The sequence below is a fragment of the Streptomyces sp. AM 4-1-1 genome, assembly GCF_029167625.1.
Taxonomy (GTDB): Bacteria; Actinomycetota; Actinomycetes; order Streptomycetales; family Streptomycetaceae; genus Streptomyces.
On the sequence record NZ_CP119145.1, the window covers coordinates 7013504 to 7030030 of the forward strand.

The following is a 16527-nucleotide window of genomic DNA, read 5'->3' on the forward strand; positions in this document are numbered from 1 at the left end:
GAATGTCCGGGTTCATTGGATGCTCGCCGCGCCTGCCGTCATTCGTTCGAATGACGGCAGGCGCGGCGTCGGCCCGGACGGCGCGGGGTGTTGATGACCAGGCATCGAGGCCGGAGTCGCTCCGCGTCCTCTTTGCCACACAGCTGGAGGGGCCGGGGCGGAGTGTCGTCGACACCTGAGCCGGGGTGGCGGTGAACCGCGATGACCGGGGTGTCACGCCTTGAGTTCGCGGAATGTCGAGACGCTGGCCATCAGTAGGGTGGCTTCCCAGAGGCGGATGGCGTCTGCTCGCGCAGGGGTGGCGTTGAGGACGGGGCCGAAAATTGCTCGTTGGGTGCCGTCGGGTGTGGTGATGGCCAAGACGGGGGTGCCGATCTGGGCATCGATTTGGTCGACGCCGGCGTGGTGCGAGGCGCGCAGTGCCTGGTCGTAGTCGGTGGCGGTACCGGCCTCGGTGAGCGCGGTGGGCAGGCCGCTGCGGTGCAGGGCTTCGTCGATGTCGCCGATCCATTCGCGCGCGGTGCCGTCAGGCTCGGTCCACAGTGCGGCGTAGAACGTGCCGAGTGCGGTATGTCCGTGCTCGGTCTGGACGGCCGCCGCGATGCGGGCGGGAATCCACAGGTAGCCGTGCGGGTCGCCTTCGGGGTCGTCGTCGCGATGCTCGTTGAGCACCGCCAAGCTCATCACCCGCCAGCGCACCTGGAGCACTACCTGGTCGGCGACCTGGGCGATCCAGCGTGCGGTGTGGCGGGTGAGCGGGCAGGCCGGGTCGAGCCAGAAGTCGACACTCCAGCCTGCCTCGGCGGTTGTGCCGGTCATGGCTTCCGGCCCGATCCCGGACGTGCACCGGCCGTGGCGGTGATCCCCTGTTCCAGTGTGCGGGTCACGGTCGCGGTGACGTCGAACTTGGCGAGGGTGCCCCGTTCGACCTGTTCGAAGGCGGTGTAGGTCACTCCCCAAAGGACTTGCTGGATCCATTCGGCGGGGAGCTGGTCGTCGAAGACGCCCTCGGCCTGCCCGCGGCGGATGAGGTCGATCACCGGGTCGTGCGGTGTCGGAAGGTCGGGCTCGGGGGTGGGGGCGACATCGCGCACCAGGGACTGGTCGCCGAAGACGAACATGATCGCATCGCTGGCCGAGGCCAGGGCCGCGATCACACGGCGCATGGCATCCAGCGGGTGTCCTTTGTCGGGGTCCGCTTCGGCGATGGCGCCACCGATGGCTTCCAGGGCGTGCTCGGTGGCAGCGCGCAGCAGACCGTCGCGTTCTGGGAAGTAGCGGTGCAGGGTCGTGCGGCCGACTTCCGCGGCCTCGGCGACCTGGGGCAACGTGGCTGCCCGGTCGCGCGCCCAAACATGCACCGAGGCAGTCATAATGGCCCGTTCAGTTCGATTCCGGGCACTGGAGGTCTGCTTCGCACTCATGGCTCAATGGTATCAGTTACACCCGTAAAGGATTTCTGCACCTCGCCGATGGAAGTTTGAAGTTCCATTCAGGGTGCTTTACAGTCCGCATTATGAGTGGAGAGAAGATGATCCGGGCCGAGGGTCTGCGTCGGACCTTCAAGGTGGGCAAGGGGACGATCGAGGCGGTGCGCGATGTCAGCTTTGACGTCGCGGCCGGTGAGCTGCTGGCGCTGCTCGGGCCGAACGGTGCGGGCAAGTCCACCACCTTGCGGATGCTGACCACGCTGCTGCCGCCCACTGCGGGCCGCGTGCACATCGCGGGCTTTGACGCGGCGCGCGAACCGGGCCGGGTGCGTAAGGCGATCGGCTACGTGGGACAGAAGAACGCCTGCGGGGAAAACCACCGCATCCGCGAGGAGCTCATCACCCAGGGGCGCTGCTACGGGCTCCGGCTTCGTGATGCGCGGCGCCGGGCCGACGAGGTTCTGGAGATCCTGGGCATCAGCGATCTTGCCGCCCGCGTCCCCGGCAGCTTCTCGGGCGGGCAGCGACGGCGCGTGGACATCGCCCTCGGGCTCATACACAACCCGAGCGTGCTCTTCCTCGACGAACCCACCACGGGCCTCGATCCCCACAGCCGCGCTGGCCTCTGGGATCAGATCCAACGCCTGCGCCGCGAGCACGGCATCACGATCCTGCTGACCACCCACTACCTCGACGAAGCCGACCAGATGGCCGAGCGGATTGTCATCATCGACCAAGGGCGGGTCATCGCCAACGGCACCGCGGCCGCTCTCAAGGCCGACCTGGCCGGCGACTGGATGCACATCACGACGCCGGATACCGACTCGGCACGTGCCGCCGCACGCGTGGCCGGTCAGATGGCCGGCGTCTCCGAGGTCACGGCCGAAGGGCAGACAGTGCACGTGCGGATCACCGATGTTGACACCGCCCTACCTGCCTACCTGCGGCTGCTGCACCACGACGCGATCACGGTCACGCACGCCTGCATGCGCCGACCGTCCCTCGACGACGTCTTCATCAACCTCACCGGCCGCAGGCTCGAAGAAACCGGCCACGCCTACGAGACCACCAGCGCCGAGCCGATCGGAGCCACCCATGCCTAAGCTCCTCCACGACACCGCCACGGTCTTCTCCCGCGAAATCACGCCCGAGCTTCGCTCCCCAATCAGCATCGTCCTCGCCATGGGGCAGCCTTTGCTGTTCCTCCTCCTGTTCGGCTCGATGCTCGTCGGCACCGAAGCCGATCTCGGGGCCGGTGCCGGCGACGTCTGGCAGTGGTTCGTCCCCGGCATCATCGTGATGATGTGCCTCATGGGGCCGCTCTCGGCCGGTCACAGCATGCTCAGCGAACTGACCGGGGGACAGATGGAACGCTTCCTCGTCACCCCCGTCAGCCGCACCTCGCTCATCCTCGGACGCACCGCCAAGGACACCACCACCCTGTTCGTCCAAGCGATTCTCATCACCACCATCGCCATCCCGCTGGGCATGAAACTCCACCTGACCGGCGCCCTGGCCGCCATGGTGCTGCTCATCGTCATGGCGGTCGGACTCAGCGCCCTGTCCTACATCCTGGCCATCGCCTCACGGCCCAGCGGCAACCTGTTCTGGATGGTCACCCAGATGCTGATCTTCCCGATCATGCTGCTCTCCGGCATCCTCCTGCCGGTCGAAACCGCACCCGGCTGGCTGAGCACGGCCGCCATGATCAACCCCATCACGTACATCGTCGACGCCGCCCGTGCCCTGTTCGCCGGCGACTTCCTCGACACCTCCGTGCTTCACGGCGCCCTCGCCGCAACGGTGATCGCCACCATCGGGCTGGGCTTCTCCACCCGCGCCATGAAACGCGGTCTTTGAGGTCGGATGAGGGAGGTCGATCATGGCCGTGGGGACCATCGGTACAGCCAACAAGGGAGGTGGGCCTCCACGCCTTCGCGTCCTGCCACCGTGTGCAGCAAGGCGATGCCGGGCGAGAACATCCGGTCGGCCACGACCAGTGCCATGCGTAGCGCCTCGGCCATCGACGGGACCTCCGTTACCCGTGCGTGCGTATGCCCCGGGGCACCCGACCTGCCACTGCGAGCCGGTCCATACGTAGTCGCCGAGCGCGTTGGGGCTTTCGCTATCCGCTCGTGCGCCGCGGCCGGTGTGACCGTGTGCGGCCAGTCAAGGTCACCGTCACCCCAGGCACCGCCTCGACATGTCCCTCCGAAAGCGGGACCAGATCCCGCTGTCTGCGCGGTTTGTTCGCCTTGTCCCGTCCCATGAGCTGCTCAACGACCCACACGTGCCCGGGAACTCGGCCTGACCGCACTGCCACCCGGTCTCGCCCGGTCAGGCTGCGGTCCCGAAGCCTTCGGCGCGCAGGTCCTGGTCGCGGAGCTGGGTGAAGTCGACGTTGAGTTTCGGGTCGTACGCCTCGGGCTGGATGCCGAGTTCATGGGTGGAGTACTCGCCGAACCGTTTGATGTGCTCGGTCAGGTACGGCGAGATATGCGCCAAGTCCTCTGGGTCGATCTCCCAGCCCTCTTCCAGGAGCTGGCGGACGATCTCCGCGATGTCCAGGGCGTTGTGGAAGATCACCGCGTTCGTGAGCAGGGCGTTGAACTTCATCGCCTTCTCCTGCTCGATGGGGTCGTTGTCGGCGAGGACCCCCTGGTTACCGAAGCCGACCCACTGGGAGAACCGGTTGAACGACTCACCTTGTTCGTCGCCGCGGTCACCCGCCGGCGAAGCGGCGCGTCCGAGAGGTAGCGCAGCAGCTGCACCGTGCGGATCACACGGCCGACCTCACGGAACGCGGTGTAGGTGGAGTTCTTGTGCGAGCCCGACCGCAGCCGCTTCAGCAGCGTCGACGAGGAGATGGCGCCCTCACGCACGGAGACAGCGACCCGCATCAGGTGCCGGAACTGGGACTCGATCAGATCCCAGTCGATGACGTTCTTACCCGCCTCCCCGAACAGGGAGTCGATGTGCACGTACTCGCTCTGCTTGGACGGGCGATAGAAGGTCAGGCCCTTCCAGTTCCTGATCCTGGGCATCAGATCGAAGCCCAGCAGATGCGCCAAGGCGAAAACCGGCACGCTCTGGCCCTGGGTGTCGGCGTGCACGGTTGTCGGCTTGACCTCGGAGGTGTTCTTGAGGAGGCCCTCGATGATGTAGACGGCCTCCCACACCCCGCACGGGATGAAGTGCGTGAACAGCGCGATATAGGTGTCCGAGATGTGATGGTAGGCGATCCCGCCCGCCTTGGAAGCGCGCGGGTTCGCGGATTCTGCGCGCAAATTGCACCCGAACCCGCTCCCTATTGACCACAGTGGCACGACTGGTGGACGAGTTCAGGTTATTGGCGGCTTCGAGGGCAACGGGTCACGGCTGCCGTCACACAGTGGCGCCGTCAAGCCGCCGGTGCATGAAGGAGAGCATGGCGAACAGATCGAGGGCATCGGGCTCGGAGATAGTCCAGCCGGCGGCGGCCCGGGGGGTGTGTGCTGGTGGGTTCCGGAAGGTGCCGAAAACACCCCTGAGTAGGTTGGCGAACCCCGTGTGCTCGCTGATCTCGGTTTCAGTGATGAAGTTGTTGATGCGGACCACCGGCGGCGGATTCTTGGTACTGAAGCAGAAGTCGACGAGCTTGGAACCATCGAGATTCGACTTGGACATTTGACGGAGGCGCTCGGCCACGCCCTTGGTCGCCTCGAACACTGCGTGGAAGAGGGACTTGCGCAGGATTTCCTCCTCGCAGTACTTCACAATTTCCGGATGAATGCCTCGGCGGTTGAGCTCGGTACGCAAGCGGCCAGCCAGCTTGGCGACCTCGTCGAGGGTGCTTGCACCCGTTGCTCGGGCGACTTCACCCTGGTCATTGACGCGCAGAGCCATGAGAGCCAGCGGCTCGTTGAGCGCGTCCTTGAGCGCGGCGAAGCGAGCCGAGTCGTGGACAAAGCGCCCGGGTGCCATCGCGTCGTTGATGAACCGGATGATGCAGTTGCTGGCCTGGTTGGCCTGCTGCTTGGTCATCAGGGCTGCCCAGAGCCGATCGCGCTTGTTGGCGGTCGGGTTGACGTCCGCAACCCCGCGCATCGCCAGCAACTTGCTGATCTCCGAGCCGCTCAGCCCCGGCCGGTCCGTACTGGCCAGGACCCTGCACACGGCTTCGACGTTTGCGGGCGGCCACATGGGGTGCAGAGTCTTCGCCATCGACGCGACATCCTTTCGTAGGGGCTTCAGCTCTCTAGTGTCGGGGGCTGGCAGATGAGGCGAAAGGGATTTACGAGACCCTGGTTGGCTTACCGCCAGATGGTGGATCGGCGTTCGGGGTGGGCGGCGTAGATGTACTTCATCGCGGTCTCGGCGGCAATGCCGAAGACGCGCATGAGGTGGACGGGGTCGGCGGTGTGGCGGGCTTCGTCGAGGATGCGGTCCTGGCGGAGCTTGGAAGGGCTCAGGCCCAGGGGCCGGAAGATGTCGTTCATGACCATGGCGGACACGGGCGGGAGCCGGTCGTCGGCGACGGTCTGCTGACTGACCAGGAGGTAGGGGTTGGCCGTCAGAGGCCAGCGGCGGTAGCGGTCGCGGATCCAGTCGGCCGCGAGGGCATGGGTGAGTTCGTCGAGGTAGACAGTGTGCCGCAGGTCTCGCCGGACTGTCAGACGGCCGCGAGCAAGGTCGAGATCGGCCAGCAGGAGGTAGCGGGTCTCACGTCGGCCGAGGCCGTGGATAGCGACGGCCGCGACCACGAACTTCGTCATGGGGGTGCCCGCCCGGTCGACCAGGCCAAGGAGCCGGTCGGTGGGGATGGGCACCGGCAGGCGTTCGGGGGCGGACAGCGAGACGCCGCGGGTGGGGTCGCGGAAGATCAGCTGTTCCTGCTTGAGGGCCTGGAAGAGGCTGCGCAGAGCGCTGAGGAGATCCCGGCCCGTCGGGCCGGGCCGCTGGGCGAGGGCGTCCCGGACGTCGTCCTTGGTGATCTCACGCAGGCTGGTGACGCGGGTGGCCCATTCGGTCAGGACCGGGTGGAGGTAGCCGAGGTACTTGCGGATCGTCTCCAACGGCATCGCGGGGTGTTCGCGGCGGCCTTCGCCACGCAGGACCAGTACCCAGCTGCGGAGCTCATCCGCGATGTTCTCGGGGAAGGTCTGGATGCGTTGGTCGATGGCCCGCTGGTGGATGTCGACTTGGCGGGCGGGGTCGGGGACGACCAAGCCGCGGCGGGTGAGGAACTGCAGGATCCGGCGTGCGCTGGTGCCGGGCCGGCCGGCGGGCAGGGACCGAATGTCGGCCTCGTGGATGGGGGCGTCGGCGCCGAGGCGGGCCAGCAGGATGCGCAGGCTGCGGGTGGCGAGACGTCGTACCTGTTCGTCCCAGCCCTGCTGTTTCGCGTGGTGCCGGAAGTCGTCGAGCAGGGCCTGGGCAGCGGGAGTGAGGGAGGGCAGACGGTTGAGTTCCCCGACGGCGATGCAGGTCCAGTCGCGCCGGGCGTCGAAAAGCGCGGTCTGGGCCGGGTCGACCAGGTTCGGTGAGATGGGTAGTGCGGGCGGTCGTGCCGCGACGGCTCGTTTCCGGGCCTTGTGGTGCGTTGCGTCATAGCCGAGCGCCCCGGGGCGGATCGCGAGCCTGGGAGCGAGGTCAGCGCCGAACCACAGCTGGGTCCATGTCTCTTCTCGTGCTTGGGGGCCGTGCTGGTCGACGTGGAGGCAGCAGGCCCGGCAGATGCCGTTCAGCAGCGGGACGCTTCGGCGTCCGCAGCGTCTGCAGTCACCGACCGGGTGCCTGTCCGGCCAGGCGTTCCAGCTGCTGCAGCCCGAGCAGACGGAACGGAAGCCCCAGCAGTCGCAGTGCCGGCAGCTGCGGTGCGGCTTGGGCGGGACGACGGGCCGACGACGGAGGCGGGGACGAAGAAGGCCGGCCTCGCGCAGGATGTCGGCGGCGGCGCTCTGGCTGCGCGGCAGATCGTCGAGGGCATCCTCGGCAACCAGGTCCTCGCCATCGGAGTCGCGGACGGCCAGGGCCAGCCGGAGCATCCAGCAGGCCGCCCGCCACCACGCCTTGCTGAACCCCTGCTCGACGGCCTGGGCGGTGGCGATGGTCTGCAGGCGGTCGTAGTCGGCGAGGTTCCGGCCGCGGATGCGCCGGACATGATCCTGGGCGAGTTGTCGACGAGGGCGGAACAGGAGGAGCTGACCGCGTACGGCCGGCGGACACACGCGCGGGTCGTCGCTCGGCTCGGCCGACGCGATCCGCTGACGATCCAGCCAGGACCGCGGACGGCTCGCGTCACGCGGCCGGCCCTTCAGCGGGCGGTCGATCGGTTGCGACCTCGGCAGACGGACGCCGGGCAGGATCAGCGCAAGCTGACACGGCTGCCCGGCGACAGGATCGGCGATCCATTCTGCGTCGAAGGTCCGGATGACCTGCAGACACAGACGGCACAGCCCGTCGGTGTTGAGATGGCCGGCATGCCCGCAGCGGCGGCAGGGTGCCTGCCCGGGATGCAGATGCCGCCAGGACGAGCAGGCGACGCAGTCGGCGTACTGCGGTTTCTCGCCCCAGCCCAGGCAGACCCGGCACTGCCCGACGGGCCATGCCTTCCGTCGCCGCGCCACGGCGTCAGTTCGGCGGCAGCGACCGGCGCGAGCGGCCCTGGCTCTTGCGTGGGATCGGCCGGACCGGCCGGTCCGCTTCGTCCTCGGCCCCGACCGCCTTCTTGCCGGTCTCCCGCTCTCCTCCGTCGGCGGCGGCCAGCGGCTCGGCCTCCAGCAGTTCGGCGACCGTGCAGTTCAGCGCGGCGCACATCTTGTCCAGGTCGTCCAGCCGCACCGAGATCGGCTTGCCGCCCCACAAAGCGGCGACCTTGCTCAACGACGGGTTGAAGCCCACCTGTTGGAACGCGGCCAGCAGGTCGCTGGGCCGCCAGATGTCCCGCTTGGCCGCCGCCCAGCGCAGATTCCACTTCACCGCAGATTCCCCTTGTCCATCACGAGTCGCTGCACCGCCCGCCCCGAGGCGGCCAAGCTCGCCGTCTCCGGGTCGGCGTGGGCGGTAGCAAGGTACGACACCGTGGTCGTTGGCCGGTCGTGCCCGAGCATTTTCTGAACCTCCCACAGCGACATCCCACGCTCGTAGTTGTGCGTCGCCGCAGCATGTCTCAGCAGGTGGGGATGTAGATGCGTGACCGGGCCGGTGAGGAACCGCTGTCCGGCCGTCTTCAGTGCCTTGCGGAAGGTCGACGGGGTCACCGCGATGCCCGGCGTCGGCATGTTCAGCGCCAAGACCGCCGACGGCAGACGCTCGGAGGGGAACAACGGTGCCCTCGGGTCGTCCGGATCGTCGCTGAACTCACCTCGGACCTCCTCGACGTACCACCACAGGAGGTCACGGCCCTCCTGGAACAGGTATGCCTCCCGTTGCCGGGGACCGGAGCCGTGGGCGCCCTTGCCGTTGACGAGGAAACGGCCCCACTGGCCGGACTCCCAGTGCACGTCCCCCATGCACACGCCGCACAGCTCGGCGGCCCGCACACCGGAGATGTAGGTGAGCTTGCCCATCACGTAGTCGCGACGGGCAATGACGGGCTTGCGGGCGTCCTCCAACGAGTTGCGCCAGCGGGCGAAGAACTCCCGGGTGGCCCGTTGCGACGGCGGCACCCGCAACCCGAAATCCCCGCGGTGCTTCGGCCGGTTGAACGGGTCGATGGGCGACTCGACGGCCGCCCCGAACCGGCGGGCGATCTCTCCGGCATAGCGCTGTTCGAGGAACACGAAGTAGTGGTCGATCTGGTTCATCTTCTGCCGGACCGTGGACCGGCCGCGCTTGCCCGGCCCGGCGAAGTACCGGTCGACCTGCCGCGGAGTGAGCCGCCACGGCACCAAGTCGTAGTGCTGGCAGATCTCGATGACCGGCTTGACCAGACGGTCCAGCGTCGTCGCGGCCAGCCCGGCAGCGTCCCGGGCCCACTGGTACTCGGCGACGGTGTCCAGGAAGAACGACTCCTCATCCCCGTCGGTGAGGGCGGCCGACTGGCGCCGCTGCAGCGTGACGACGTCCGCCAGGCCCGGCTCCAGCACCGGCTCCTCGGCAGGGCCGTCCGCGTCGCCGCCGGCGCCGGGCCGTACGACGGACAGTAGGCGTGTCCTGGAATCCACCACAGCACGGCAGATTACACGAATCTCTCCAGGAATCCTGCTACAACTGGCAGAATCCTGCATTGCTGGAGGTCGGGCTGCAGGTGGTCGTTGGCCTGCTGAGATGCGGCTACGCGGCGAGGGAGAGCTCCGGGGAACCCGCTCCTACTCCAGTTCCGTACCGCACGCTCGTCTCGGCGAGCAGGTTGTTGAGGTAGGTGTCCATGTGGGTGCCGTCCGCCGCCACGGCGGTACCGCCGCCCCACGCCTGGGAGATGTCCAGGCGGGCATGCGCGTTGACCAGGTCGGCGACGGCCTCGTTGAGCAGCGCGATGGAGAAGTGCCGGTTGGCCACGTACGACAGCTCGTGCCCGGACACCCCGGGGATATGCTTGGCCGCCTCGTACGGGCCCATGTTGGTGCCCTTGACGAACGTGGTGAGCACGTACCGGCCGAACGGGTCCTTCAGCTTCGGGTCGTTTCCCGAGGGCGGGCCGAAACGGCGCCACCACTCCACCCAGTACGCGGTACGGGCCACGATCCCCATCAGCGTGCGCTCCGACATCCGGGCCTTGACCTCCTGCTCCAAGCGCTTCGCCGAGGGCCGCTGCCCCTCGGAACGGTGCGGCTTCAGCGACGGGATGCCGGTCTCCGGGTCGATGACCAGGCCCTCGTTGTCCGGATACCCGGCATCCGCCGCCGCCGCGGCGCCGCGCAGCTTGTCCTCCGGCTGCCGGCGGAAGGACGCCGCGTCGAAAGTACCGGCCTCGCCCTCCTCGCACAGTCCGACCTCCACCAGGCAGTCGGCCAGCTTCTCCTGGATGTCCTCCCACGCGAGCAGCTGCTCGGACCAGTCGGCGTACTCCTCCGAGCCGACCACCGCGACGTCCCCGGTGCGCAGCTCCTCGGCGAGGTGGGTGAAGACCATCGCCTCGAAGTGCTTGCGGACGAACCGGCCCGGCCGCGTCTTGTCGAGCACGGCTTTGCGCCAGTTCTGCGTGGCGAAGGAAATGTCGACGGTCTTGCCGTTCTCGCCGAGCGCGCTGATGTACTCGCCACGGGCGCTCTCGTTGCGCATCGCGTGCGCGAGCGCAGCCAGCACCCGCCCGTCCTCGGACGTGGTGGTGAACTCCAGCTTCTCCCCCAGGTCGAACATCACCGACCGGTCCCGGCCAAGCTGCCCGTACAGCAGCACCTCCCAGAAGTTGCCGTGATGCGCGGAGACCTTCTCGATCTGCTCGTACTGCCCCGCGAACCCGCCGAAGCCCTCCACCGCCTTGGTGACCGCCCCCAGGCCCCCCGGCCTGCACCAACTGGGCCTTCGCCAGAGCGAGCACGGCCGGGGAGACCTCCCCGCCCAGGCGCCGGGCGACCTCCTCCACCGGCGCCGCCTCGTCCAGCCCGTCCAGAGCCTTCACGGCCTCGGCGGTCATCGCCGCGGCCTTCGCCAACGCCTCCTGGGCGGGGCCACCGTCGTCGAGGTTCTTGAGCACGGTGCGGTAGTTCCCGATCAGGGCCTCGACGATTTCCCGCTCGGCGAGCCGGATCTCCTCCAGCTCCTCCTTGGCCTTCTTGATCTTCATAGCGACCCGCTTGCAGAACATCGTCGCCAGATCGTCCCGCACCCGCATCCGTGCCTTGTGGGCGAGGCAGGCCAGCAGCGCGATCCGCTTGATTGCCGCGTAGTCCCGCAGTTCGGAGGCGTCCGCCGCATCCGCTTCCCCGGCGAAGTCAGTGACCTTCGGCGCCGCGACGCCGTCCACCCACACCGTGGTGTCGCCAAGCTCGTCCAGCCACTCCAGGTGCGTGAACAGGCGCTTGAAGTGCGACCAGCTCGGGCCCTGGGCAGTCTGCTTCAGCCGGTTGAACTGCGTGGTGCCGTCGCTGTCGCGCTCCTCCATCAGCCGCAGCATCCCCGCCTGCTCGGCGAGGCTCATCCGGTCGTGGATGCCGCAGCAGATCGAGGCGTTCACCTCTGTGCGGATCGTGGAGGTCATCGTGTCGAAGGTGGAGAACGCCGGCAGTTCCAGCCCGGCCGCTACCACCTTCTCCAGCGCGATATTGATCAGGTCGGCGGGGCGGTTCTTCGACGCGGCCTCCTTACGGATCGCCGCCTCAGCGATCTGCCGTGCCTGGGACTGCTGGTACTTCGTCCCCAACCGCTGGCGCACCTCCGTACGCTGCCGCTCAGCAGTGCGGCCCGTCTCGTGCAACGGGAGCGTGCCCTCCGGCAGCTCGACCGTACGGCGGACGAAGTCGACCACCATCTCCGGATACTCGTCCGGCTTCGGGAACCGGCCCATCCGCTGATACGACTTCAGCGCCAGCAACAGCGCGAGCTGATGGCCGTCGGAGTCCATCCGCTCAGCGGCCCACGCAGCCTCCTCCCGCGTCGGCGCGAAGAAGAGATGCAGCTCATGCGCGGTGATCAGCCGCTTGAACCGCGGGTACGCGGTCCGCTCGATCGAGGTCGCAAGTCCCGCCCCAGGCCCAGAGATCAGTCAGTATCAGCACCAACGACCTTTGGCCGAACGGGTGACGGGCACCCTCGGACCGAACCCCAAGATCAACAACTGGCGGCTTTTGGGCTTACCTCGGCGCTACCCCCTCGCAGGGGCGATGAGGGCCCGGCCATCGCCTCCTCGCCGTACCCGTACCGCTGCCGTTGTGACCCCTCGCAGGGGCCGCCTCGGACGGCAGCACGAAGAAGCTGATGTTGTGACCCCTCGCAGGGACGATGAGGACGGCGTCCTTCGGTACGGCGAACACCACCCCGTACACGTTGTGACCCCTCGCAGGGGCGATGAGGACCCGCGTGACCCGGGAAGTATTCACCATTACCCACTGGTGTTGTGACCCCTCGCAGGGGCGATGAGGACTTGCCATCCGCCACCAGGGCATCAGCCCCCAGCGCATGTTGTGACCCCTCGCAGGGGCGATGAGGACAGCGGGGGGGTGCCTCTATGTCGTTCGTCAATCCCGCGCTGTCGGTTTTAGGGGTGTTGGTCTCGTTTATGCGGCGAGGGTGACGGTGGGGGTTCGGGACTCGTAGAAGGTTCCGTCGCGGAGCATGGCGAACAGGACGCTGATGCGTTGGCGGGCGAGGCGGAGGAGGGCTTGGGTGTGGGTCTTTCCGCGGGCGCGTTGCTTGTCGTAGTAGGTCCGGGAGGCGGGGTCGGCGTTCATGCAGGCGAAGGCGGACAGGAACATGGCCCGCTTCAGCTGCCGGTTTCCGCCCCGGGGTGCGTGTTCGCCGTGGATCGAGGTTCCCGACGACTTCGTGGTCGGGGCCAGGCCCGCGTAGGAGGCGAGGTGGGCGGCGGTGGGGAAGCTGGTGCCGTCGCCGACGGTGGTCAGCAGGACGGCTGCGGTCCTGACGCCGACGCCGGGCATCGAGGTCAGGACCTGGGAAAGAGGGTGTGCCTCCAGCAGGGTGTTGATCTGGGCTTCCAGGGCCCGGCGTTGGGTGTGGACGGCGGCCAGGGACGCGGCGAGAGAGGGGATGACGATGTCGAGGGTGCCGGCGCCCGGGACCACAACGGTTTGCTCGTCGAGCGCGTCGAAGACCTCGTCGATCAGCCGCTGGGCCATGCGTGGGGCCTTGGGCCGGATCAGTTCGACGAGCCTGCGGCGGCCGGCTTTGCGCAGGGCGGACGGGGAGCCGTAACGCTCCAGCAGCCAGGTGACAGCCTGGTGGTCCAGACGCGGGCCGAGGACGCGTTCCAGGGAGGGGTGGAACTGGGTGAGCAGGCCGCGTATCCGGTTGGAGGTGCGGGTGGCCTCGGCGGCGAGGTCCTGGTCGAAGCCGACGAGGACGGTGAGCTCGGCGGTGATCTCGTCGGTCAGTTCCAGCGAGCGCAGGGTGTGCGGCATGGTGCGGGCGGCGTCCGCGATCACCGCGGCGTCCTTGGCGTCGGTCTTGGCCTCGCCGGGATAGAGGTCGGCGATCCGGCGCATCGCGAGGCCGGGCAGGTAGGCGACCTTGCAGCCCGCGTGCCGGGCGACGGTCAGCGGGAGGGCACCGATGGAGGCGGGCTGGTCCACGATGACCAGGACGGTGCCGAACTTCGCGGCAAGTTTGTCGAAGACGGCCCGCAGTTTCGGTTCGCTGTTGGGCAGCGGCTTGTCGAATACCTTCTTGCCGGCCGGGGTGAGTCCGTGACCGTGGTGAGCGGACTTGCCGACGTCCAGGCCGAGGAACACGCCCACGTCTTCGATCTCGAACATCGCACCCTTCCCGGGGGTGTTGACGGTGCCGGCCTCGGCTCGGGTGTCGTGCTCGCGCATCCACGTTATGCAGACCTGCCGCCCGCGAACTGCCCGGCATTGCGCCGGACCGGACGGTGGCCGGACCTCTGATCAGCGTCTCCGACGAACACCCCCGGGCCCGGCGACACCACCCCCCAGGTCATGCCTTCGACAGGGGGACACAGTCATACCGGGCCCGGAGGCCAGCGGCCCCGTTGCAGGACCGCGAAAAACATAACGGGGTGGCGTCACCCATGACGCCACCCTCGTTGTGACCCCTCGCAGGGGCGATGAGGACGCTCACGCCACCAAGGGCGGGAAGGTCACCCGCTACGTTGTGACCCCTCGCAGGGGCGATGAGGACGTCATCAGACACCCCTGGCGGGGTCACCACGTGATCAGTTGTGACCCCTCGCAGGGGCGATGAGGACACCCAACCGGTGCCCTCTCACACATTCCGCGATCATGTTGTGACCCCTCGCAGGGGCGATGAGGACCCTTCTCGACGGCCGCGACCACCTGTCCCGCGTCCTGTTGTGACCCCTCGCAGGGGCGATGAGGACCTGCGGATCGGTGTGTCTACCGTGCCGCCTCTCGTGTTGTGACCCCTCGCAGGGGCGATGAGGACACGGGCAGGGGCGTCCTGGACGGCGGCCTTGATGTCCGGTTGTGACCCCTCGCAGGGGCGATGAGGACCTGCTGATTGAGTCCTGGGGCCTGCGGTGGGGCATGTTGTGACCCCTCGCAGGGGCGATGAGGACTCCCGGGCCCAGCACTATGAGGCCGCAGGGTTCACGTTGTGACCCCTCGCAGGGGCGATGAGGACCGCGGCCATGGCTGCGCAGGATGGCCCAGGCCGCCGCGTTGTGACCCCTCGCAGGGGCGATGAGGACCCGTGGTCGGAGACCTTCGGGCAGAGGGTCCAGCGCATGTTGTGACCCCTCGCAGGGGCGATGAGGACCCGACGGTCGGCGGCGGACAGGTCCGCTCGAAGTACGCGTTGTGACCCCTCGCAGGGGCGATGAGGACCCCACCGACGCCGAGTTCATCGCCGCCCGCACCCGCTAGTGTCCTGAGTCGTTAATTCGTGTGCAGTATGCGGCGAGTGTGTCGAGGATGTCGTCGGCGGTCTTCGTCCAGACGAACGGCTTGGGGTTCTTGTTCCACTCGTTGATCCAGCGGCGGATGTCGCGTTCGAGTTCGATGACGCTGCGGTGGGCCGAGCGGCGGAGTTTGCGGGAGGTCAGCTCGGCGAACCAGCGCTCGACGAGGTTGAGCCAGGACGCCGAGGTGGGGGTGAAGTGCAGGTGGAAGCGGGGATGCCGCAGCAGCCACTTCTTGACCGGTTCGGTCTTGTGGGTGGCGTAGTTGTCCAGGACCAGGTGAAGTTCGAGGTCCTTGGGGACGGCGGCGTCGATGACCTTCAGGAAGCGGAGGAACTCCTGGTGGCGGTGGCGGCGGTAGTGCTGGGCGATGACTGATCCGGAGGCGATGTCGAGGGCGGCGAACAGGCTGGTCGTGCCGTGCCGGACGTAGTCGTGGGTCATCTTCGCCGGCGTGGCCGGTGCCATCGGCAGGACGGGCTGGGTTCGGTCCAGGGCCTGGATCTGCGACTTCTCGTCCACCGCCAGGACCAGCGCGTTCTCCGGCGGCGACAGGTAAATGCCCACCACGTCACGGACCTTGGTCACGAACTGCGGATCGGTCGACAGCTTCCACGTCTCCACGATGTGGGGCTTGAGGCCGAAGGCCCGCCAGATCCGCGAGACGGCCGACTGCGACATGCCCTGCGCCTGGGCCATCGAACGTGTCGACCAGTGCGAATCGCCTGTTGGTGGGCTCTGGCCGAGCGTCCTGGCGACCATGGCTTCGACCTGCTCGTCCGTGATCTTCCGCGGTGCACCCGAACGCGGCCGGCCCGCCAGGCCCTCCAGCCGGTCCGCGACGAACCGGGACCGCCACTTACGCACCGTCTCCCGCGAGACACCCAGGTCGTCCGCGACCTGGGCGTTCGACCGGTCCTCCGCGCACGCCAGCACGATCCTCGACCACAGAACCAGTGCCTGCGACGCAGTCTGCTTGCGCAACCAGCCCCGCAGGACCCTGCGTTCGTGATCGGACAGCTCCAACGACAACGGCTTCGGACCAGGCATCGCCACACTCTACAACCGCACGCGAACTAACGACTCAGGACACTAGGTGTGACCCCTCGCAGGGGCGATGAGGACCCCACCGACGCCGAGTTCATCGCCGCCCGCACCCGCTAGTTGTGACCCCTCGCAGGGGCGATGAGGACCAGCAGGTGGTGCGCCTGGTCGTCGCGGGTGGGCTCACGTTGTGACCCCTCGCAGGGGCGATGAGGACCTGGGCAGCCGGGCGCCATAGCGGTACTGACCTGTGGGTTGTGACCTCTCGCAGGGGCGATGAGGACGTCTGCTCCATCTCCCGGGCCCGGGCCCGGTCCTCGTTGTGACCTCTCGCAGGGGCGATGAGGACCACGTGGTCGCGTCGTCCCAGTCCACCGGCTTCTCGTAGTTGTGACCTCTCGCAGGGGCGATGAGGACCGGTACTGACCTGTGGCGATGCCCTCGCGGATGCGGGGTTGTGACCTCTCGCAGGGGCGATGAGGACCTCCACGCTGCGCCCGGCCGGGCCCGCACCCAACACGTTGTGACCTCTCGCAGGGGCGATGAGGACCGGCCCGCGCGTCCAGGAGCAGGCGG

General features: G+C 68.0%; 12 protein-coding genes, 2 pseudogenes and 3 CRISPR repeat arrays (1 of these 17 running past the window's edge). Of the genes and pseudogenes, 2 read left to right on the forward strand and 12 right to left on the reverse strand.

All coding sequences use genetic code 11. The features are described 5' to 3' along the window. Positions 1 to 213: 213 nt before the first annotated feature. Both PZB75_RS29830 and PZB75_RS29835 read right to left on the reverse strand, forming a co-directional pair. Entirely contained in the window at positions 214 to 819 is a 606-nt protein-coding gene (locus PZB75_RS29830) for a disulfide bond formation protein DsbA (RefSeq protein ID WP_275538412.1), read from the reverse strand. Further along, entirely contained in the window at positions 816 to 1424 is a 609-nt protein-coding gene (locus PZB75_RS29835; protein ID WP_275538413.1) for a TetR family transcriptional regulator, read from the reverse strand. The genes PZB75_RS29830 and PZB75_RS29835 overlap by 4 nt, the downstream gene beginning before the upstream one ends. A gap of 92 nt (positions 1425 to 1516) precedes the next feature. On the opposite strand from PZB75_RS29835, the gene PZB75_RS29840 reads away from it, so the two are divergent. Further along, complete coding sequence (locus tag PZB75_RS29840) at positions 1517 to 2533, forward strand: ATP-binding cassette domain-containing protein (RefSeq protein WP_275538414.1); 1017 nt, start codon at positions 1517 to 1519, stop codon at positions 2531 to 2533. Then, positions 2526 to 3290 (forward strand): ABC transporter permease, encoded by a 765-nt coding sequence (locus tag PZB75_RS29845; RefSeq protein ID WP_275538415.1) that lies wholly within the window; start codon positions 2526 to 2528, stop codon positions 3288 to 3290. The genes PZB75_RS29840 and PZB75_RS29845 overlap by 8 nt, the downstream gene beginning before the upstream one ends. A 477-nt stretch (positions 3291 to 3767) precedes the next feature. Here PZB75_RS29845 and PZB75_RS29850 read toward each other — a convergent pair. From PZB75_RS29850 to PZB75_RS29895, 10 genes and pseudogenes are all read right to left on the reverse strand, one after another. Beyond that, a pseudogene (locus PZB75_RS29850) lies at positions 3768 to 4082 on the reverse strand (Tn3 family transposase); the annotation flags it as partial. Next, on the reverse strand, positions 4043 to 4756 hold the full coding sequence (locus PZB75_RS29855; RefSeq protein ID WP_275538416.1) for a Tn3 family transposase: 714 nt from the start codon (positions 4754 to 4756) through the stop codon (positions 4043 to 4045). The gene PZB75_RS29855 and the pseudogene PZB75_RS29850, both read right to left, overlap by 40 nt. A gap of 58 nt (positions 4757 to 4814) precedes the next feature. Then, a complete protein-coding gene (locus PZB75_RS29860) occupies positions 4815 to 5633 on the reverse strand; it encodes a TIGR02391 family protein (protein ID WP_275538417.1) in 819 nt (272 codons plus the stop codon). 89 nt (positions 5634 to 5722) lie between these two features. Further along, positions 5723 to 8038, reverse strand: coding sequence for a hypothetical protein (locus PZB75_RS29865; RefSeq protein WP_275538418.1), 2316 nt, complete (start codon positions 8036 to 8038; stop codon positions 5723 to 5725). 4 nt (positions 8039 to 8042) lie between these two features. Then, complete coding sequence (locus tag PZB75_RS29870; protein ID WP_275538419.1) at positions 8043 to 8390, reverse strand: helix-turn-helix transcriptional regulator; 348 nt, start codon at positions 8388 to 8390, stop codon at positions 8043 to 8045. After that, on the reverse strand, positions 8387 to 9580 hold the full coding sequence (locus PZB75_RS29875) for a site-specific integrase (RefSeq protein WP_275538420.1): 1194 nt from the start codon (positions 9578 to 9580) through the stop codon (positions 8387 to 8389). Before PZB75_RS29875 ends, PZB75_RS29870 begins: the two co-directional genes overlap by 4 nt. A gap of 106 nt (positions 9581 to 9686) precedes the next feature. Continuing rightward, positions 9687 to 10829 (reverse strand): Tn3 family transposase, encoded by a 1143-nt coding sequence (locus tag PZB75_RS29880; protein ID WP_275538421.1) that lies wholly within the window; start codon positions 10827 to 10829, stop codon positions 9687 to 9689. Positions 10830 to 11601: 772 nt separating this feature from the next. Then, positions 11602 to 12057 (reverse strand): annotated as a pseudogene (locus PZB75_RS29885) (DUF4158 domain-containing protein); the annotation flags it as partial. Positions 12058 to 12220: 163 nt separating this feature from the next. Further along, positions 12221 to 12502: a CRISPR direct-repeat array (repeat unit 30 nt; unit sequence GTTGTGACCCCTCGCAGGGGCGATGAGGAC). 66 nt (positions 12503 to 12568) lie between these two features. Next, complete coding sequence (locus PZB75_RS29890; RefSeq protein ID WP_275538917.1) at positions 12569 to 13783, reverse strand: IS110 family transposase; 1215 nt, start codon at positions 13781 to 13783, stop codon at positions 12569 to 12571. A 289-nt stretch (positions 13784 to 14072) separates the two neighbouring features. Then, positions 14073 to 14833: a CRISPR direct-repeat array (repeat unit 30 nt; unit sequence GTTGTGACCCCTCGCAGGGGCGATGAGGAC). 35 nt (positions 14834 to 14868) lie between these two features. Continuing rightward, on the reverse strand, positions 14869 to 15957 hold the full coding sequence (locus PZB75_RS29895) for an IS630 family transposase (RefSeq protein ID WP_275538422.1): 1089 nt from the start codon (positions 15955 to 15957) through the stop codon (positions 14869 to 14871). A gap of 47 nt (positions 15958 to 16004) precedes the next feature. Beyond that, a CRISPR array of direct repeats spans positions 16005 to 16527; the repeat unit is 31 nt; unit sequence GTTGTGACCTCTCGCAGGGGCGATGAGGACC (it continues 242 nt past the right edge of the window).

Coding starts and splice junctions, on each gene's coding strand:
- PZB75_RS29830 (WP_275538412.1), bottom strand. CDS start 819: ATGACCGGCACAACCGCCGAGGCAGGCTGGAGTGTCGACTTCTGGCTC.
- PZB75_RS29860 (WP_275538417.1), bottom strand. CDS start 5,633: ATGGCGAAGACTCTGCACCCCATGTGGCCGCCCGCAAACGTCGAAGCC.
- PZB75_RS29840 (WP_275538414.1), top strand. CDS start 1,517: ATGAGTGGAGAGAAGATGATCCGGGCCGAGGGTCTGCGTCGGACCTTC.
- PZB75_RS29895 (WP_275538422.1), bottom strand. CDS start 15,957: ATGCCTGGTCCGAAGCCGTTGTCGTTGGAGCTGTCCGATCACGAACGC.
- PZB75_RS29835 (WP_275538413.1), bottom strand. CDS start 1,424: ATGAGTGCGAAGCAGACCTCCAGTGCCCGGAATCGAACTGAACGGGCC.
- PZB75_RS29845 (WP_275538415.1), top strand. CDS start 2,526: ATGCCTAAGCTCCTCCACGACACCGCCACGGTCTTCTCCCGCGAAATC.
- PZB75_RS29890 (WP_275538917.1), bottom strand. CDS start 13,783: ATGTTCGAGATCGAAGACGTGGGCGTGTTCCTCGGCCTGGACGTCGGC.